This is a genomic window from Butyrivibrio sp. INlla14 (assembly GCF_900102515.1).
Classification (GTDB): Bacteria; Bacillota; Clostridia; order Lachnospirales; family Lachnospiraceae; genus Butyrivibrio.
Map to the genome: position 1 here is coordinate 18,039 of NZ_FMVS01000025.1, position 20,033 is coordinate 38,071.

Genomic DNA, 20,033 nt, shown 5'->3' on the forward strand with positions numbered 1-20,033 from the left:
TCTTATGATTATTATTGGCCAAAGACAATCATAAAGCAATTAAGCAAGGATAAAATAATCTTAAATAATGCTTAACAAAAAGAACAGATAATTCTGTGCTACAATAAAATAGTGCTGTCAGATTCTTTTGCTTATTTGATGATGGCAGCGCAAATAGCAAGAATAATGGGAAAAAGGAGAAAAAAGTTATGGAACAAAAGAAAAATGGTTGGGTGAGTGCCCTTATTATTGGTATCAGTGTTATGGTAAGCTGTGTTGCAATTGCTTTTGGACTTTCACATTTTAGGTCAGAGAGTACACATGTGATCACAGCAACAGGTAGCGCAAGCGTCGATTTTGAGTCGGATATCATAATCTGGCGTGGCTCATTTTCAAGAACAGCCTGGACGTCTCAGGAAGCATACACTGCAATAAAAAATGATGCAGACCTTGTTAAGAACTATCTTACAAGTAATGGCATCACAGAAGATGAGATTGTATTTGATTCAGTAGATATCCGCAGAACCTATCATGATAACTATGATGACAACGGCAATTATATAGGCTCTGAGGCTGATGGCTATGAACTTACACAGAGTGTTACAGTATCATCATCAAATCTTGATGTAGTTGAAAAAATTTCTCGAGATATTTCCAGCCTTCTTGATAAGGGAGTAGAACTGACATCAGGTTCTCCTGAGTATTATTACTCAGATCTTGATGCTCTTAAGCTTGATCTTATTGACAAGGCATCTATAAATGCCAAGGACCGAATTGATATTATTGCCAAGAATACAGGGGCAGATCTTGGCAAGCTTAAGAACTCAAACTTGGGCGTATTCCAGATAACTGCCAAGAATTCTGGCACCAGCAGTTATTCTTATGACGGAGCATTTGATACAGATTCCAGATATAAGACAGCATCTATAACAGTTAAACTTGAGTATGACCTCAAATAACTTGACTTTTTATAATAATAGCACTAATATTAGTTCTTAGAGATTAGCACTCAATAAATCAGAGTGCTAACAGTTTTAAAAAATACTGAATTTTTCATATAAGGAGGCTTTATTATGAAGTTAGAACCACTTGCAGACAGAGTTGTGCTTAAGGCGCTTGAGGCTGAAGAGACTACTAAATCAGGAATCGTTCTTCCTGGAGCTGAGAAGGAGAAGCCACAGCAGGCAGAGGTTATTGCTGTAGGTCCTGGCGGAGTAGTAGATGGCAAGGAAGTTAAGATGCAGGTTAAAAAGGGTGACAATGTCATCTATTCTAAATATGCAGGAACAGAAGTTAAGCTTGATGATGAGACATTCATCATTGTTAAGCAGAACGACATCTTAGCAATCATTAAATAAGCTAATAAAAATAATTTAAATATTTGGAGGCAATAAAAATGGCAAAGACAATTAAGTACGGCGCAGACGCCCGCACAGCTATGGTAGAAGGCGTTAATAAGCTTGCAGATACAGTAAGAGTTACAATTGGACCTAAGGGAAGAAACGTAGTTCTTGATAAATCTTATGGTGCACCTACAATCACAAACGATGGTGTTACAATTGCAAAAGAGATCGAGCTTGAGGATGCTTATGAGAACATGGGCGCTCAGCTTGTTAAGGAAGTTGCTACAAAGACTAACGATGTAGCAGGTGATGGTACAACAACAGCTACTGTCCTTGCACAGGCTATGATCAATGAAGGTGTTAAGAACCTTGCAGCAGGTGCTAACCCAATCGTACTTAGAAAAGGTATGAAGAAGGCTACAGACACAGCAGTTGAGTCTATCAGCAAGATGGCTACAAAGGTAAAAGGTAAAGAGCAGATCATGAGAGTAGCTGCAGTTTCATCAGGTGATGATGAAGTTGGCCAGATGATCGCTGATGCTATGGAGAAGGTTTCTAACGATGGTGTTATCACAATCGAAGAGTCCAAGACAATGCAGACTGAGCTTGACCTTGTAGAAGGTATGCAGTTCGACAGAGGATACATCTCAGCTTACATGGCTACAGATATGGACAAGATGGAAGCTACACTTGATGATCCTTTCATCCTTATTACAGACAAGAAGATTTCTAACATTCAGGATATCCTTCCACTTCTTGAGCAGATTGTTAAGACAGGTTCTAAGCTCCTTATCATTGCTGAGGATGTTGAGGGTGAGGCCCTTACAACTCTTATTGTTAACAAGCTTCGTGGAACATTCAATGTAGTAGCTGTTAAGGCACCAGGTTATGGCGACCGCAGAAAGGCTATGCTTGAGGATATCGCAATCCTTACAGGTGGTAAGGTTATTTCTTCTGACCTTGGCCTTGAACTTAAGGATACAACAATGGATGACCTTGGACGTGCTAAGAGCATCAAGGTTGAGAAAGAGAAGACAACTATTGTTGATGGTCTTGGTAACAAGGATGAGATCAAGGCAAGAGTTGCTCAGATCAAGAAGCAGATTGAAGATACAACATCTGATTTCGATAGAGAAAAGCTCCAGGAGAGACTTGCTAAGCTTGCAGGCGGTGTTGCAGTTATCAGAGTTGGTGCTGCTACAGAGACAGAGATGAAGGAAGCTAAGTACAGAATGGAAGATGCTCTTAATGCAACAAGAGCTGCTGTAGAAGAGGGTATCATCTTTGGTGGTGGTTCAGCTTATATTCACGCTTCCAAGGAAGTTGCTAAGCTTGTTGATTCTCTTGAAGGCGACGAGAAGACAGGTGCTAAGGTTGTTCTCAAGGCACTTGAAGCTCCTTTATTCCACATCGCTAACAACGCTGGTCTTGACGGATCTGTTATCGTTAACAAGGTTAAAGAATCCAAGCAGGGTATTGGCTTTAATGCATATACAGAAGAGTATGTAGATATGGTTAAGGACGGAATCATTGATCCTGCTAAGGTTACAAGATCAGCTCTTCAGAACGCAACATCAGTTGCTTCAAGCTTCCTTACAACAGAGGCTGCTGTAGCAACAGTTAAAGAGCCAGTTCCTCCAATGCCAGCAGGTGGCGCCGGAATGGGCATGGGCATGTAAGCGATAACGAGCCAAACTCCCGAGATTAGATATGAACAAAGCCACGTAAGTGGTTTCAAAATAAAAGAGACAGCCATTCAAGCTCGCTTGAAAATGGCTGTCTCTTTTATTTTGGAATAGTCGCGTTAGCGACATTTGTTCATGACTAATCGAGGGTGCTTGGCGACAACGGACGACAGGGAAATCACGAAGTGATTTCGCTGTATGAGCGATATTCATATAAGCCCTTGGCGACTGGGATGCTGCACTAAACTCGAAAAGACCTCGTTAAGTGCTCACCCATGGCTCGCACTAAGCTTGGAGTGAGCGATAAACCGCGTTAAAATACCCTAAATATAATTTGTTGCCCCTCAAAACCTTCTGTAATAGAATCTAATTAAAGTTTTGTTTAATATTTCTTTGGGGGGACAATGAGCAGTTCAAGTACAAAAAATGGCAGCAACGCCATGCTTAAAATTTGCGCTTTTATCGTTGATAAGCGCAATCTTTTTTTCTTAATTTACGCTATTCTATGCATATTCTGCGCTGTTTCAAGAAATTGGGTCAAGGTAGAAAATGAAATAGCAGCCTACTTACCTGCAAGTAGCGAGACCAGAATGGGACTGGATCTAATGGAGGAGCAGTTTACAACCTATGGTTCAGTTAAGGTCATGGTTGCTAATATTTCCTACGAGCAGGCCCTGAGAATTCAAGAAGATGTTGAGTCTATAGAGGGCGTGTTTTCAGCAGATGTTGATGACACTGAGAAACACTACAATAACGGCAGTGCTCTTTTTGATATAACCTTTAACTACGATGAAGATGATGAGAACTGCCTTGAACTTCTTGCGCAGGTTCAAGACTATTTTGCAGATTATGATTCCTATATTTCAACCTCATTAGGTGATACTCATTCTAAGCAGATACAGAGCGAGATGAGTGTCATTTCTATCATGGTTGTATTTGTTGTTATCATAGTACTTCTCTTTGCATGTCAGGCTTATGCTGAAGTTCCTGTTCTTCTTTTGACCTTCGGAAGCGCAGCACTTATAGCTATGGGAACCAATTTCTTTCTTGGCACAATTTCTTTTGTATCAGATTCTGTGGCAATTGTTTTGCAGCTGGCCCTTTCTGTAGACTATGCCATTATTCTTCTTAACAGATACAAGGAAGAGAGGACTAATCTCCCAGTAAGAGAAGCCTGTATCGTTTCACTTTCCAAATCCATTCCTGAGATATCAGGAAGTTCACTTACTACAATTGGCGGCCTTCTTGCCATGATATTCATGCAATTTGGAATAGGTAAGGATCTTTCCGTTGTTCTTATTAAGGCAATCCTCCTTAGCCTTTTGTCGGTATTCCTTTTGATGCCTGGTCTTATCATGATATTTGCAGGTCTTATGGAGAAAACTAGGCACAAGAACTTCATTCCTAAGATTTCATTCGTAGGAAAATTTGCATATGCTTCAAGATTTTTCGTGGCACCTCTTTTTGTGGTGATACTTATTGCGGCTAATTTTATATGCCATTTTACCCCTTACGTATATGGATATACCAAGATTATTCCTCCTATCACCAATGAAGTTCAGGCAGCTCAGAATTTGCAGGATGAGAACTTTAAGAGAGATAATATGGTGGCCCTCGTTTTTCCTTCAGGAGATTACGATAAAGAAAAGCTTCTTATCCAGGACCTGTTAATGAATGGAAATGTGTCTTCTGTTACAGGTCTTGCCAATACTGAAGCTATGAATGGCTATACCCTTACAGATAAGCTTAACCCCAGACAGTTTTCTGAGCTTATTGATATTGACTTTGAAATAGCTGAGCTTGTTTATGCTGCTTATGCTGTCAATGATGAAGATTATGCCAAGGCTGTAAATGGTCTTGATAATTATAAGGTTCCTCTTATTGATATGCTGATGTTCATTTATCAGGAGGTTGATGAAGGATACGTAACTCTTGAGGATGACCTTATGGAAACCTTAGAAGATGCTAACAAGATGATGGAATTTGCCAAGAAGCAGCTTGAGGGTCCGGAATATTCCAGAGTTTTGGTGTACCTTAACTCGGAAGAAGAGTCTGATGAGAGTTATAACTTCATTGATACTCTGCACAAGATCACGGAGAAGTATTATCCAGAGGACCAGATTTATGTAGTTGGTAATTCTGTGAGCCAGTATGATCTTAAAAAATGTTTTTCAAGGGACAACAAGGTAACAGGCATTATTTCTGTACTTGCAGTACTTATAGTTTTGCTCTTTACCTTTAAATCTGCAGGAATGCCGGTCCTTTTGATAGCGGTTATCCAGGGCTGTATCTGGCTTAACTTTGGAATACCAGCAATTACGCACGATAACATTTTCTTTTTGGGCTACCTTATTGTAAGTTCAATTCAGATGGGTGCCAATATCGACTATGCCATAGTTATTGCAGGCAGGTATATTGAGCTTCGTGGGACTACCGGTAAAAGAGAAGCTATTATAAGTACCATGAATTTGTCATTTCCTACAATCATCACATCAGGAACAATGATGGCTATGTCAGGAATACTTATTGGAAAGATGACTTCTGACTGTGTTATCTACAGTATTGGTAAGGCTCTTGGAAGAGGAACAATTATTTCCATTATTGTCACCATGTTTGTTCTTCCTCAGATACTTCTTGTGGGCGATAAGATCATTGAACTTACGGCATTTGTCATGAACGTACCCATTCAAAACAAGCAGATGTCAGGAACAATGCGCATTGATGGATATGTCAGAGGCAAGATTGATGGAACAATAAATGGTGTGGTTCATGGCGTTGTTAAGGGAGATGTAAGCGCCTTTATCGAGAATAAGGATATTGAACTCATAGAAGAAAATTTAGAGGAGGGGGCATAACATGAAAAAGAGAATAATGGCCCTTCTATTGGGGCTTTCACTTGTATGTAACACGGGCGTCATTTCTTTTGCCGTTGAATCGGATGAAGCGTTAGAAACAGGACTTCAGGACACAGACAAATCTGAAGATAATGTTGGGGAAACAATAGATAAAAGCTCTTACGTAGGTGATATGACTACGGCAACTCAGGAAGAAGCCTTGGAAAAAGAAAACGGTGAGAGTAAGGAAGCGCAGGAAACAGAAGAGGTAGAGGAAACAAAGACTCCAGTAACTTACTTTGAAATAAAGATTGAAACTGCAGAGGATCTTATAAATTTAGCCAATAATTGTAAGATGGACACCTGGTCTGCAGATAAAAAGATTGTTCTTGTAAAAGATATTTCTTTTAGAGGAAGAGAATTCTGCGGTATTCCTACATTTGGCGGAATCTTTGATGGACAGGGCCATGTAATTTCGGATATCAGTATTGATAAAGGAGCTTCTTATTCCGGCTTTTTTGGAATAGTACAAAAAACTGCAGTAATACGTGATCTGAAGGTGTCAGGCACAGTAGAACCAAGTGGAGATCAGACTTTTTCTGGCGGCATTGCAGGGGATAACGCAGGTGTACTTATTAAATGTAATTTTACGGGAGTGGTCTCCGGAAAAGATTATGTTGGCGGAATTGTGGGCATGAATGAGTTATCTGGTATTATTTCAGATTGCGAGGCTGACGGCTATATTCACGGCACTCATTTTACCGGAGGCATTGCCGGAGAGAATATGGGAGATATTGTTGGCTGCCTAAATGAATCTTTTGTTAATACCACCAATGTGGATCCTGAATTATCAGATGAAGCCAAGGCTAACCTTGATAAAGTGATTTCTTTTATCAGAAGAGAGGAAAAGGACGCAGATGAAGCCTCAAAGGACAGCACTATTTCTGATGCTGGCGGAATCGCAGGTCTTTCTATAGGTATTGTATCAAAATGTACCAACAATGGTGATGTGGGCTATGAACATGTAGGCTACAACATCGGTGGCGTTGTGGGAAGACAGTCGGGATATATAACAGGCTGTACTAATAATGGCTTTATCCAGGGCCGTAAGGATGTTGGCGGAATTGTTGGCCAGGCTGAGCCTTATGTTACAGTTGATCTTAGTAAGGATATTGCATATCAGCTTTCTGAGAGTATCAGTAAGCTCCACGAGATAGTAACGAAGACTCTTGGTGATGCCAAGGATCAGTCCGGGGTTATAACAGACAGGCTTTCAACTATCCAGAAATTTACTGCTGGGGCTATCGATGACGCAAGATATCTTTCTGCTGGAACAATTGATTATGCCAATGATATTTCAAGCTCAACCAACGAAGCCTTTTCAAGGGTAGAGTATGTTCTGGATGAGGCCTCCAAGCAGGACGGATTTATAGATCAGGTTACCTATGCAGCAAGAGATGCTAAAACTGCAGGAAGTGACCTTAGACAGGCGGTTAATGATCTTGACCTTGACAGTTATCTTACTGAGGAGGAAAAAGAGGAATATCAGAAAGCCAAGGAAGTAATAGAGGGTGCAGGGCAGCAATATACGGAAAACTATTACAAATCCTACAAGGTATATTTTAATCATGAAGTTGCCAATGAAATGGCTCAGCATCATCTTGGAGATGATAATCTGGGCGATCTTGTTTATAAGTGCGACGACGGAAATGTATACGACTATGATTTCATCGTAGAAAACAAAAAATGGCAGCATCTTGAAACCGTAAAGGCCGCTCTTGCTGCAGAAAATGATGAAACCGGAATAACCAAGGATGGATCCTGGTATCACAAAAATGCTGAAACTGGTGAACTTACATCTTTTCCTAGTGATACAGAAAGAGATGAAAAGTCATTTAAAGAGGCTTCAGAGGAAGCTGCCAAGGATGCGGCAAAATATACAGATAAGAGTTATCAGAGTCCACTTGGAGGAAATAGCATTCAGGCGGATATGATCTGGGCAACATCAGTTTATGAAAAGCTCCTTAGCAGACACATGGACGAGATGACAGAGGCAGCAAGAAAGGATGCTTCAAGAGGCCTTGATAATCTTGAATCAGCGGCGGGACATGTTGAGAATGCCGGAACTCAGGCCAAGGAGACTATTGGTACAGTTGCAGGCAAGGATCCAATAGCTTTCCCTGAGCTTGATGCAGAGTACCAGGCCCACAATACAAGCTTTGCCAATAATCTTCAGGGCATGAATGATAACTTTGGACTTCTAAATCAGGAGGTCAATAATGCAAGTGGTGTTATTATTGATGATCTGCAGGCCATGGCAGATCAGTTCAATGTGATCATGAACCTTTATACAGATGCAATTGATGGTGTTCTGGATGCAGACTATACAACAGCTTTTGAAGATGTATCAATAGAAGAAGCTGAGATCAGCACGGATGCTACAGTTGATAGATGCAGCAACTATGGAAGAGTTGAGGGAGACATTGACTGCGGTGGTGTTACCGGAACCATGGCTATAGACTATGATTACGATAAAGAGGGTGACATCACAGGTATCAGGGACGCTAAGCTTAACTCTGCCTACATCACAAAATGCGTCCTTAGAGATGTCAAGAACTTTGGTGTTGTAGTTGGAGAAAAGAACTATATAGGCGGTGTTTGCGGCCTTCAGGAGATGGGAACTATTCTGGGGGCAGGAAACTACTCTAATATTTCATCTTCATCTGGTGACTATGTAGGAGGAGTTGCAGGCTCATCAATTTCCTTTGTGCTTAGTTCTTTTTCCAGAGGAATTCTTGAGGGCAAGGATTATGTAGGCGGAATTGTTGGAGACGGACTTCATATCAGAAACAGCTTTTCTCTTGTAGACATAAAGGATTCAAACAGCTGGTCAGGAGCAATTGCGGGTCACATTGATGATAAGGGAGAGGTCAAAAACAACTTCTTTGTAAGCGATGACCTTGCGGGAATAGACAGGATCAGTTATGCAAGTAAAGCTGAGCCTGTAGCTTACAAGGAAACTTCAAATTTCAACCTGTTCGAGGAATCATTAAGGGAAGTTCCTTATGAATTCAATTATCTTAGCGTCACATATGTGCTTGAAGACGAGGAAAATGGTCAGAAGAAAGAAATTATCCTTGATAAAACAAGGAAAAAGTATGGCGAAGCTCTTTTAGCAGAAGAGTTTCCGCATCCGGAAGAAAGAGAAGGCTATTATGTGGCCTGGGATATGGAAGGAACAGATAGTATTACAACTGATCTTGTCATTACCGCCAAATATAGCAGATATCTGACAACTCTTTCTGACAACGTAAGTAATGATTCTGTGTATCAGTCACAGGTTCTTGTAGATGGTAAGTTTAAAGAAGGGGATAAGCTTACAGTTACCTGGAGCGACGTTGTTGATGAGGGCAGTGTCTTTGACTCTAAGATCAGGAACCTTACAAGCTTTGGTACGGTGAATATTGTTATTCCTGATGATGGTCAGACAGTGCATCAGCTGAGATTTAGGCCAGACAACGCGTTTTATGAAACAAATGGTGATTTTACGCTATATCTTTTAACTGAAAATGGCAGTAAGAAGTTAAAACCAACTGGAACTATGGGCAAATATAAGACCTATGATATTGAAGGCAATAACGTGACGCTTTCTCTTAATTTCGAAGGCCTTATATGGAGCACTTACAAGGGCTATGCACTCATTTTTGTGCTGATTTTAGCTGCTTTGGGAGCTTTTGTCTTTATGGTTGGATATACTTCTAAGCACAAGAAAAAGATTCCAAGAGTATTTAAAAAGATCAGGAAAAAGGTATCTGCAAGGATTGAGAGCAAAGAGCAGATTTTCTATGATGATGAGCAGGATGAACTTGAAATACTAAGCCAAAAAGAGGAGGCTAAAAAGCAGACAAAGGAAAAAGAAGATAAGGCTAAAAAGGCAGCGAAAAATGAGAACAAAAAACGCCGTAAAAAAACTGGGAAAAAGAGAAGATCGGCGTAAAATAAATCTTTAATAATATTGAGTTTTATAGTATTATTACATTACTGTAAAAAATGAAAAATAAGGGGGTAGCGTACATAATTGTACGCCGCTCCTTTACTTGCGTTTATAGATTATTTGGGAGGGTAGTTAGTTGGATCTTAGCAGACAAAAGAAAGCTCCGGTTTACGAGGCTTTGGAGAGATTCAGGAAGCAGAGAGTAGTTCCTTTCGATGTTCCTGGACATAAAAGAGGGAGAGGTAATCCCGAACTTGTTAGTTTTCTGGGGGACAGATGTGTTGGAATAGATGTCAATTCCATGAAACCACTTGATAACCTGTGTCACCCTGTTTCTGTTATCAAGGAAGCAGAGGAGCTTATGGCAGACGCCTTTGGCGCATATCATGCATTTATGATGGTCAATGGAACCACCAGTGCTGTTCAGGCTATGGTTCTTTCTCATGTCAAGAAGGGCGAGAAGATCATCATGCCTAGAAATGTTCATAAGAGCGCTATTAATGCACTGATACTTTGTGGTGCTGTTCCTGTTTATATTGATCCAAAGGTTGATACCAATTTGGGAATACCTCTTGGAATGGAACTTGCAGATGTTAAAAAGGCTATAGAGGAGAACCCTGAAGCTAAGGCTATTTTGATAAATAACCCTTCCTACTATGGCATTTGCTCTAATCTTAAGGCAATTGTAGACCTGGCCCATGAGAATGGGATGAAGGCTCTTGTTGATGAGGCTCACGGAACACATTTGTATTTTGGCCCAAATCTTCCGCTTAATGCTATGGCTGCAGGGGCAGATATGGCTGCTATCAGCATGCACAAGTCAGGCGGAAGCCTTACTCAGAGCTCAATCCTCTTGTGCGGACCAGATGCCAATGTTGGCTATATCAGCAGAATAGTTAATCTTACCCAGACCACAAGTGCCAGCTATCTTCTTCTTGGAAGTCTTGATATATCCCGCAGAAACCTTGCTCTTAACGGAGCAACGAGTTTTGAGAAGGTTACCAAGATGGCTCAGTATGCAAGAGAAGAGATCAATGACATTGGCGGTTACTACGCCTATGGTAACGAACTTAAGAACGGCGGAAGCATCTACGATTTCGATGAAACAAAGCTGGTTGTTAATACCAGAAAGATTGGCCTTACTGGTATCGAGGTTTATGACCTTCTGCGTGATGAATATGATATTCAGATGGAATTTGGTGATCTGTCCAATGTAATGGCTTATATTTCAATTGGTGACAGACTACAGGATATAGAGAGACTTGCAGGAGCTCTTGCAGATATCAGAAGGCTTTACAGTAAGCCTGAGCAGAGCTTTTTCTCTGCAGAGTATATCACTCCTATAGTTAAGGCAACTCCTCAGGAAGCTTTCTATGCGGAAAAAGAGTCACTTCCTATCGACAATGCAGTTGGCAGGATAAGTGCAGAGTCAGTAATGTGCTACCCACCTGGAATTCCTATTTTGTCGCCAGGTGAAGTAATTACCAAGGACATTCTGGACTATATCAAAACAGCTATGGCAAAGGGCTGCTCTATGCAGGGACCTGAGAGTGAAGATATATCAGAGCTGTTTGTATTAAAATAATAGGAAACGAGAAATTTGATAGGAGGTTCTTATTCTTATGGCAGAGATGGATTATTGGTTTTCTGATATGCATACTGGTAATGTCAAGATCAGTATCAGAATCAGTAAGCAGCTTTTTTCTGGAAGCAGTGAATTTCAGAGAATAGATGTATTTGATTCACCTGAGTTTGGTAAGTTTTTAACTTCAGACGGAAATATCATTTTTTCTGAAAAGGATGAGTTTACTTACGATGAGATGATAGTACATGTTCCAATGGCTGTTCATCCCAAGGTACAGAGAGTACTTGTTCTTGGTGGTGGTGATGGAGGCGTTGCCAGAGAGTTGTGCCACTACGATGAGATCAAGGTTATCGATGTAGTAGAGCCTGATAACATGTTTGTGGATGTATGTAAGCAGTACTTCCCTGACAATGCCATTGGACTTGAGGATGACAGAGTTCACATCTATTATCAGGATGGACTTAAGTATCTTCGTAAGTGCGAGGATATGTATGATCTTATAATCAACGATGCCACAGAGCCTCTTGGACATGAGGCAGGTCTTTTTACTAAAGAGTTTTATGGAAGCTGCTACAAGGCACTTCACGATGATGGAATCATGGTTTATCAGCATGGAAGCCCATTCTATGATGAGGATGAAGAGAGCTGTAGAGCAATGCATAGAAAGGCCTACAGAGTATTTCCTGTAAATAGAGTTTATCAGGCACATATTCCTACCTGTCCTGCAGGATACTGGCTCTTTGGATTTGCCAGCAAGAAGTATCACCCTCTTAAGGATTTCAATCCTGACAGATGGGACGAGAGAGGAATAAAGACCTGGTATTATACAACACATCTTCACAAGGGAGCGTTTATGCTGCCAAAGTATGTTGAAGATTTACTTCAGGAAGAAGAAGACATGTCTAGATAACAGTGTCATAAGTATGAAACCACTGTAAGCTTGCTTACAAGTGGTTGATATACTTCATGACCGTGTTATCTAGACATAGTAATTATTGTAAATATAGTCAATATAGTGATATTGCAAAGGAGAATAAAATGGGAAGATTATTAGTTATTGGTTGCGGTGGTGTAGCACAGGTTGCTATTCAGAAATGCGCACAGAATAGCAAGGTTTTCACAGAAATGTGCCTTGCAAGCAGAACAGTAAGTAAGTGCGACGCACTTAAGGATAAATTAGAAAAACAGGGAACACCTGTAAAGATCACAACAGCTACAGTTAATGCTGATGACACAGCTGATGTTGTTAAGCTTATAAAGGAGTATCAGCCAGATGCTGTTCTTAATGTGGCACTTCCTTATCAGGATCTTACAATTATGGATGCCTGCCTTGAGTGCAAGGTTGATTACATTGATACAGCTAACTACGAGCCAGAGGATACTGATGAGCCTGTATGGCGTGCTGCTTACGAGAAGAGATGCAAGGAAAAGGGCTTTACAGCTTACTTTGATTACAGCTATCAGTGGGCATATATGGACAAGTTCAAGGAAGCTGGTATCACTGGTCTTCTTGGAACTGGCTTTGACCCAGGCGTAACAAGCGTGTTTGTAGCTTATGCAAAGAAGCACTATTTTGACGAGATTGAGACAGTTGATATTCTTGACTGTAACGGTGGTGATCACGGCTATGCTTTTGCTACAAACTTCAATCCTGAGATTAACCTTAGAGAAGTTAGTGCAAACGGAAGCTACTGGGAAGATGGCCACTGGATTGAAACAAAGCCAATGGAGATCAAGAGAGAGTACAACTTCCCTCAGGTTGGACAGAAGGATATGTATCTTCTTCACCACGAGGAGATCGAGGCTCTTGGAAGAAACTTCCCTGAGATCAAGAGAATCCGTTTCTTTATGACCTTTGGTCAGAGCTACCTTGATCACATGAGATGCCTTGAGGATGTTGGAATGCTTTCTACAACACCTATCAAGTTTGAAGGCAAGGACATTGTTCCTATCCAGTTTTTGAAAGCTCTTTTACCAGATCCTGCAAGCCTTGGCCCTAGAACAGTTGGTAAGACAAACATCGGCTGTATCTTCCGCGGCATCAAGGATGGCAAGGAGAAGACTCTTTTCATCTACAATGTATGTGACCATCAGGAATGCTATAAGGAGCTTGGAAGCCAGGCTATCAGCTACACAACCGGTGTTCCGGCAATGATAGGAACTTCTCTTGTGCTTGAAGGCAAGTGGAAGAAACCAGGTGTATACACAACAGATGAGTTCGATCCAGATCCATATATGGAGATGCTTAATGAGTTTGGACTTCCATGGGTTGTTGATGAGAATCCGGTAATGGTTGATTAATATCTTTTGAAAACTAAATTGCTTACTTGCTTCATGATGGAGGGAGTAAGCAATTTTTATGGTAAGATAGATACAGAACTTTGAAAGATTACCATGGAGGAATTATATGAATTTTAACGAGATTAGAACTCCGGCTTATGTTATAGATGAAAAGAAACTTCGGCAGAATCTTGAAATTTTGGCTAGAGTTCAGCATGAATCGGGCGCCAAGATACTTCTTGCACAGAAAGCCTACTCTGTATATCAGACATATCCTATGATTGCCAAGTATCTGGCTGGGGCTACTGCTTCAGGCTTGTATGAGGCCAAACTTGCCCACGAAGAAATGGTGGCTCAGGGACAGGATAATCTTCGCAGAATAGAAAATCATGTATATGAGCCTGCTTTTGAAGACGATGAGATGGTGGAGCTTTGTCAGATCTGTGATCACATTGTTTTCAATTCTATAAATCAGCTTGAACACCACAGACCAGTGTGGGAGAAGGCGGTAGAAGAGGGCAGACTTTCAGTAGGCCTTAGAATTAACCCTGAGTACAGTACCCAGGAGAAACATGAAATCTATGATCCTTGTTCCGAAGGCTCACGACTAGGAATCACAAATGCAAATCTTCCAGAGAACCTTCCGGAGGGTGTAGAGGGCTTGCATTTCCATACTCTTTGTGAGCAGGGCTTTGAACCTCTTATGGAAACATTTCATCATGTAGAAAAAGAGTTTGAAAGATTTTTCCCGGATCCTGCATCCTCAGATAATAGCGGCAAGATAAAGTGGATCAACCTTGGAGGCGGACATCATATCACCAGGGAAGATTACAATGTAGAGGGTCTCATTAAATTTGTTAAGGACATTAAAGAGAAATACGGGATTGAAGTGTATCTTGAGCCTGGAGAAGCTATAGCTTTAGATGCTGGATACCTTATCACTACTATCATGGATGTTGTAAAGACACCTAGAATGCCGGTACTTATCCTTGATACATCAGCGGCCTGCCATATGCCTGATGTTCTTGAAATGCCATACAGACCACCTCTTCGTGGTGGTGAGGAAGCTGGAGAACTTCCCTTTACTTACAGGCTTTCATCCAGAACCTGCCTTGCAGGGGACGTGATAGGGGATTACAGCTTTGATCATGAGCTTAACACTGGTGACAGACTTGTGTTTGAAGACATGGCAATTTATAGCATGGTCAAGAATAATACCTTTAATGGTATGTCACTTCCAGACATTGATATTCTTCATGAAAATGGAGATGTGGAAGTAATAAAAAGATTTTCCTATTCTGATTTTAAAGAACGTTTATAAAAAGTATGATTGATGTACAATGGGGGCATTTATCAAATATATAGTTTGAGGAGTAGTGTGTAAATGAGTGAAAAGAAAAAAGGCGTTGGGGCTTTGGCTGCCTTGGTTGCAGTTTCAATTATTACTTTTTCTGTAGGAGCTTTTTTTTCCTACAAGTATGGCGCTAAGGGTATTTATCCAGGGGCGTTAAGTGACAGTGGTTCGGAGAATGGCTCAATTTCAGATAGCGCAGAGACTGAGAAAAATGAAGAAGCAGGCAGTGATAACAGCACTGTAGCAGCCAGCACTATAGCATCCACTAGTGCGGATAGCGACCTTTCTTCTGCCAAAGCTGAGGCTGAAGAAAGTGAAGAGGATGGTGCTATTCCTCACAATAAGGATTTTCCCATAACATTTGGAACAGGTTTGGGAAGCTTTGCTTCAGATGGTGATGACTTTTTTATCATAAGAGAAGGCAATCGTTTAATGACCAACAAGTATAGGGAGGTCATAAATAGCGAAGAAATCCTGACCATCGAAAATGTTTTAGAAGGTAAACAGCCAGAGAGACTTGAAAGCTACAAATATAATAGCTATGTCCTTACTATTGATGGAAAAAGCTATTCTATCAATGAGTATTCTGACGGTTTCCTGGAATATCCACAGGGAGCAATCAATCCATTTATTCTAAAATATAGAGACACAGCCTACATAATGCCTACTTCTGCTGATGGCACCATTGGAGATTTGTATTTCTTTGACTGTGTTTGGAAGGATCCTCAGCTTGTAGCTACAGATGTGGTGGCATCCTCTGTGGGAACTGGTGGAATGACAGAAACCGGGAATCGTGGATTTTATGCTTATTACACTAAGTATACTGATGGCAAATACTCTATGCATAAAGTCTGGTTTGATGACGACATTGGAACAAAAGATGAAAAGTATCCGATTGAGGATACAGTCATTAGTGATGGAAACTGCGTGCCGTTATATACTGACGGTTCTTATTTGTATTACTATGATCAGGATAAAAAAGATTTATATGTAGCATATTTTTACAATAAGGATGAAAGAAAGAAGATATACACAGGAAATATTGATGAATTCTATGCATTTAATGATTATAGTTTCATAATCAGGGATGGCGACAAGGCTTATTTCTATGTACCAAATAATACTGAAGAAATGATGCCTTTTAATATAAATGGTCTTGAAAAGGTACAAAATGTCCAGATGTGGGATTACGGCTACAGAAATGGTCATTACGTAAACCAGTGGATTCATAGCTGCGTTCTGGAGGATAAAAGCGGGAAACAGTACTATGTTGCTATTGATCGCAGAAATGAGAAGGCAGACGCGGTGGAACTTCCTAGAAAGCTTGGCAATCAAGTTGAATACCATTATGATGGCTGGATTTCTTATATAGAGGATGGCGTACTGTATTTTGAGAGAAATCTTCTTGGCGATCAGAATGAAAAATTCATCAGATTTGATGAAGAAAAAGTTGTAGATTACTGTGTTTGCCATTCTGGAAAGTATAATTTTATGATTCTTACAGAGGGCGGAAAGCTGTACGCTTATAATTGCGACAAAGAAGAGGATATTCTTATTGATACCGATGTTGAAATGAATAAAGAAGGTACAAATGGACAGTTTTTCTTTGACTTTAAAAAGGGCGAAATTGTCTATGGTAAGGATGGTAAATGGTGCGCATACAATTTAGAAAAAGATGAGAAAAAAGAAGGAAAAGGTAGATATGGAAGCTTAACCAGGATAGATAATATTCCATTCCTTCATTTTGACGATCTTGAGGGCGATTATTACTACTACGGTGGTTGGATTTATAAAGTATTTTAATGAGGTGAAACTTTGGGAAAGATTACTGATTCTACACCAATTAAAGATGGCTTTTATATGCCTTCAGAGTTTTCAAAACATGATGGCACTATAATGATATATCCTACAAGGGCAGGGAGCTGGGGTAAGGATAGGTCCGGAGCCCTGCGTTCCTTTGCAAGTGTATTTATAGAGATAATGAAAAGGGAAAACCTCTATCTTTTGACAGATAAAGAGCACTTTGCTGAGGCCAAAGATTTTATGGATGAAGTTATAACTGACTTTGTCCAAAGGACAGGACAGGATACTTTGTCAGATGTCCTTGAGAACAGGTGCCTTATACTTCCTATAGAATCTGACGATTCCTGGGCCAGGGATGTGGGGCCAACCTTTGTAGTAAAAGATAATGGCGCGTTGCCTGAGATTCGCGGTATCAACTGGTCTTTTAACGCCTGGGGCGGTGAGGTGGACGGTCTATATGCATCCTGGGACAAGGACGACAAGGTGGCTGAGAAATTCTGCGATATGATAGAAGTTCCTTTTTTCGATGCAGCTCCTTTTGTATTAGAGGGCGGTTCTATTCATTGTGATGGTGAAGGAACAGTCATGGTCACTGAGACTTGTCTTTTGAGCCAGGGAAGAAATCCAAAGCTTACAAGAGAACAGATAGAAGACAAGTTAAAAGAGTATTTGAATGTTCAGAAGGTTTTGTGGCTTCCTTATGGGATTTACAATGATGAGACCAATGAACATGTTGATAATGTTTGTGCGTTTACAAAGCCTGGTGAGGTGGTCCTTGCCTGGACTGATGATGAGAATGATCCACAGTATGCCATGTCCAAGGCAGATCTTGAATATCTTGAAAAAGAGACAGATGCAAAAGGCAGAAAGCTTGTAGTCCACAAGCTTCCTATTCCGGATCATCCCGTTCTTGTTTCCAAAGAGGACCTTGATAACTATGAGTTTGAAGAGGGCGAGGATTCCAGAGAAGTGGGCGAGAGACTTGCAGCAAGCTACGTTAATTTCTACTTTATAAATGGAGCAGCCCTTGTTCCTCAGTTTGGCGGAGACAACGCAGAAAGTGATAGGAGAGCTATTTCTATACTTGAAGGTATATGCGAAGGCAGAGAAGTGATTGGAATTCCAGCCAGGGACATTCTTCTTGGAGGCGGAAACATCCATTGTATTACTCAGCAGATTCCGGAAAATAATCTGGGTGAGTAAGAGACTACCTGGAAGTCTAATCATAAACAGGCATATTATTACAATAACGAGGTAAAATAAATATTATGAGCAATAAAATAAAAGTAGCCAGTGTGCAGTTTGCATGTGGCACAATTGCTTCTTCAGATGAGGAGCAGGTAAAAAGAAATATAGAAACAGCAGACAGACTTACCAGGCAGGCTGCAGCAAATGGGGCAAAAATAATTCTTTTATCAGAACTTTTTGAGAGATTCTATTTTTGCCAGGAAAGGCGCTATGACTATTATGAACTGGCTCTTCCTCTTTCAGAAAACCCTGCAGTGCAGCACTTTAAGAAACTTTGCGCAGACCTTAAGGTTGTTATGCCAATCTGTGTTTTTGAAAAGGATGGAAATACATTCTATAACTCAGTTGTGATGATAGATGCTGACGGAAGTGAACTTGGAGTGTACCGCAAGACTCATATTCCGGATGACCATTATTATCAGGAAAAATTCTATTTTACTCCTGGTAATACTGGCTTCAAGGTGTTTGACACTGCCTATGGCAAGGTTGGTGTTGGCATTTGCTGGGATCAGTGGTTTCCAGAGACGGCAAGATGTCTTGCTCTTCAAGGAGCGGATATTATCCTTTATCCTACAGCTATTGGCTCAGAGCCAATTCTTGATGTGGACAGCTCAGGACATTGGATGCGTACGATGCAGGGACATTCTGCAGCTAATATCATTCCGGTTGTGGCAGCCAATCGAATTGGAAAAGAGGATGTTGAGCCATCAGAAGAAAATGGAGGCCAGAAGTCATCCCTTACTTTCTATGGATGTAGCTTTTTAACTGACCATACTGGGGAAGTTATAGCAAAGGCTAGCCGTGACCAGGAGGAAATCATCTATGCAGAATATGACTTTGCAGAAAATGCCAAGCTTCGCGCTTCCTGGGGGCTTTTCAGGGACAGAAGACCTGAATGCTATGGTTTAATTACTAAATGATTATTTGTAAATAGACAAAATTATTTCAAAAGAAAAATGCTGCCATTTAGATGACCAAAGACCTTCTAAGTGGCAGCTGCTTTTTATTTCTTTATCTTTGCTTTTTCTTTTATTTCTTTTAGTTCATCAACGCTGAACTTATAAGCTTTATTACAAAACTGACATTTAAGCTCAATCTCTTTTCCATCATCGATCATGCCCTGAATTTCTTTCTCGCCGATGAGCATAAGAGCTCTTTCTACACGGTCCTTGTCGCAGTTGCAGTAGAAGTTAAGATCTACTGTGTCTGTAAACTCAATATCAAATCCATCAAGAACAATCTTAAGCATATCCTCTGGGGTTTTACCTGCCTTAAGGATATCTGTAACTGAAGTGAACTTTCCAAGGTTGAACTCAAGATGTGTAATTGTCTGCTCGTCTGCAAAAGGCATGAGCTGAACAATGAAACCACCGGCAGCAACTACAGAAAGATTTTCTCTTTCTACCAGAACACCAAGGCCAACAGAAGAAGGAGTCTGCTCAGACTTTGTGAAGTAGTAGGTGAAGTCCTCTGCCACCTCTCCTGAATAAAGAGGTACCTGGCCAACATATGGCTCTTTTAACCCCATATCTCTTATTACGGTCATGGTTCCTTCGCCAATTCCGCCACCTACGTTAAGATGTCCCTCGGCATTTGGCTCCATGATAACGTATGGGTTTACGACATAGCCCTTAACATTTCCCTTGTTGTCTGCGGTTGCAAGAACACCCTTGAGGGGGCCATCGCCATCCATTTTAACAGTGATCATATCACTGTCGTTGTCCATCATCTGTCCCATCATTACAGTACCTGTCATGAGCCTTCCAAGGGCTGCTGTAGCAATTGGGGAAAGTCCATGGGCTCTTCTGCCATAATCTGCAAGATCTTTTGTTGTTGCTGCAAAGGCTCTGATCTGAGCATTTCCAGCTGTTGCTCTAACCATATAATCTTTATATGCCATTTAAATTTCCTCGCTATTTTCTATATGA

The 20,033-nt window shown here is 40.7% G+C and carries 13 protein-coding genes; 12 read left to right on the forward strand and 1 reads right to left on the reverse strand.

Annotation, left to right across the window (positions count from 1 at the left end):
- Window positions 1-188 precede the first annotated feature (188 nt).
- The 12 genes from BLO53_RS14800 (at window position 189) to aguB (ending at window position 19,025) form a co-directional block, all read left to right on the forward strand.
- On the forward strand, window positions 189-938 hold the full coding sequence (locus BLO53_RS14800) for an SIMPL domain-containing protein (protein ID WP_092063194.1): 750 nt from the start codon (window positions 189-191) through the stop codon (window positions 936-938).
- A gap of 114 nt (window positions 939-1,052) precedes the next feature.
- On the forward strand, window positions 1,053-1,337 hold the full coding sequence (locus BLO53_RS14805) for a co-chaperone GroES (RefSeq protein WP_026488498.1): 285 nt from the start codon (window positions 1,053-1,055) through the stop codon (window positions 1,335-1,337).
- Between the two features lie 38 nt (window positions 1,338-1,375).
- Complete coding sequence (groL, locus tag BLO53_RS14810; protein WP_026488499.1) at window positions 1,376-3,001, forward strand: chaperonin GroEL; 1,626 nt, start codon at window positions 1,376-1,378, stop codon at window positions 2,999-3,001.
- 410 nt (window positions 3,002-3,411) lie between these two features.
- The gene (locus BLO53_RS14815; protein WP_092063197.1) at window positions 3,412-5,862 is read left to right on the forward strand and encodes an MMPL family transporter; all 2,451 of its coding nucleotides are present in this window, start codon (window positions 3,412-3,414) and stop codon (window positions 5,860-5,862) included.
- 1 nt (window position 5,863) lies between these two features.
- Window positions 5,864-9,838, forward strand: coding sequence for a hypothetical protein (locus BLO53_RS14820; RefSeq protein WP_092063201.1), 3,975 nt, complete (start codon window positions 5,864-5,866; stop codon window positions 9,836-9,838).
- 133 nt (window positions 9,839-9,971) lie between these two features.
- Window positions 9,972-11,420, forward strand: a complete 1,449-nt coding sequence (locus BLO53_RS14825; protein ID WP_092063204.1) for an aminotransferase class I/II-fold pyridoxal phosphate-dependent enzyme — start codon at window positions 9,972-9,974, stop codon at window positions 11,418-11,420.
- Window positions 11,421-11,466: 46 nt separating this feature from the next.
- Entirely contained in the window at window positions 11,467-12,330 is an 864-nt protein-coding gene (gene speE / locus BLO53_RS14830) for a polyamine aminopropyltransferase (protein ID WP_026488502.1), read from the forward strand.
- A 128-nt stretch (window positions 12,331-12,458) separates the two neighbouring features.
- Window positions 12,459-13,721 (forward strand): saccharopine dehydrogenase family protein, encoded by a 1,263-nt coding sequence (locus BLO53_RS14835; protein WP_092063207.1) that lies wholly within the window; start codon window positions 12,459-12,461, stop codon window positions 13,719-13,721.
- A gap of 106 nt (window positions 13,722-13,827) precedes the next feature.
- Window positions 13,828-15,021 (forward strand): carboxynorspermidine decarboxylase, encoded by a 1,194-nt coding sequence (nspC, locus tag BLO53_RS14840; protein ID WP_092063210.1) that lies wholly within the window; start codon window positions 13,828-13,830, stop codon window positions 15,019-15,021.
- Between the two features lie 63 nt (window positions 15,022-15,084).
- On the forward strand, window positions 15,085-16,857 hold the full coding sequence (locus BLO53_RS14845) for a hypothetical protein (RefSeq protein ID WP_092063213.1): 1,773 nt from the start codon (window positions 15,085-15,087) through the stop codon (window positions 16,855-16,857).
- Between the two features lie 57 nt (window positions 16,858-16,914).
- The gene (gene aguA / locus BLO53_RS14850; RefSeq protein WP_242875390.1) at window positions 16,915-18,060 is read left to right on the forward strand and encodes an agmatine deiminase; all 1,146 of its coding nucleotides are present in this window, start codon (window positions 16,915-16,917) and stop codon (window positions 18,058-18,060) included.
- A gap of 65 nt (window positions 18,061-18,125) precedes the next feature.
- Window positions 18,126-19,025 (forward strand): N-carbamoylputrescine amidase, encoded by a 900-nt coding sequence (gene aguB / locus BLO53_RS14855; RefSeq protein WP_092063219.1) that lies wholly within the window; start codon window positions 18,126-18,128, stop codon window positions 19,023-19,025.
- Window positions 19,026-19,108: 83 nt separating this feature from the next.
- Here the strand turns inward: aguB and hslO are convergent, their stop codons facing one another.
- The gene (gene hslO / locus BLO53_RS14860; protein WP_092063222.1) at window positions 19,109-20,005 is read right to left on the reverse strand and encodes an Hsp33 family molecular chaperone HslO; all 897 of its coding nucleotides are present in this window, start codon (window positions 20,003-20,005) and stop codon (window positions 19,109-19,111) included.
- Window positions 20,006-20,033 lie beyond the last annotated feature (28 nt).

Excerpts from the sequence above, each read along its gene's own strand:
- BLO53_RS14800 (WP_092063194.1), top strand. The coding sequence starts at position 189 with ATGGAACAAAAGAAAAATGGTTGGGTGAGTGCCCTTATTATTGGTATC.
- BLO53_RS14805 (WP_026488498.1), top strand. The coding sequence starts at position 1,053 with ATGAAGTTAGAACCACTTGCAGACAGAGTTGTGCTTAAGGCGCTTGAG.
- groL (WP_026488499.1), top strand. The coding sequence starts at position 1,376 with ATGGCAAAGACAATTAAGTACGGCGCAGACGCCCGCACAGCTATGGTA.
- BLO53_RS14815 (WP_092063197.1), top strand. The coding sequence starts at position 3,412 with ATGAGCAGTTCAAGTACAAAAAATGGCAGCAACGCCATGCTTAAAATT.
- BLO53_RS14820 (WP_092063201.1), top strand. The coding sequence starts at position 5,864 with ATGAAAAAGAGAATAATGGCCCTTCTATTGGGGCTTTCACTTGTATGT.
- speE (WP_026488502.1), top strand. The coding sequence starts at position 11,467 with ATGGATTATTGGTTTTCTGATATGCATACTGGTAATGTCAAGATCAGT.
- BLO53_RS14835 (WP_092063207.1), top strand. The coding sequence starts at position 12,459 with ATGGGAAGATTATTAGTTATTGGTTGCGGTGGTGTAGCACAGGTTGCT.
- nspC (WP_092063210.1), top strand. The coding sequence starts at position 13,828 with ATGAATTTTAACGAGATTAGAACTCCGGCTTATGTTATAGATGAAAAG.
- BLO53_RS14845 (WP_092063213.1), top strand. The coding sequence starts at position 15,085 with ATGAGTGAAAAGAAAAAAGGCGTTGGGGCTTTGGCTGCCTTGGTTGCA.
- aguA (WP_242875390.1), top strand. The coding sequence starts at position 16,915 with ATGCCTTCAGAGTTTTCAAAACATGATGGCACTATAATGATATATCCT.
- aguB (WP_092063219.1), top strand. The coding sequence starts at position 18,126 with ATGAGCAATAAAATAAAAGTAGCCAGTGTGCAGTTTGCATGTGGCACA.
- hslO (WP_092063222.1), bottom strand. The coding sequence starts at position 20,005 with ATGGCATATAAAGATTATATGGTTAGAGCAACAGCTGGAAATGCTCAG.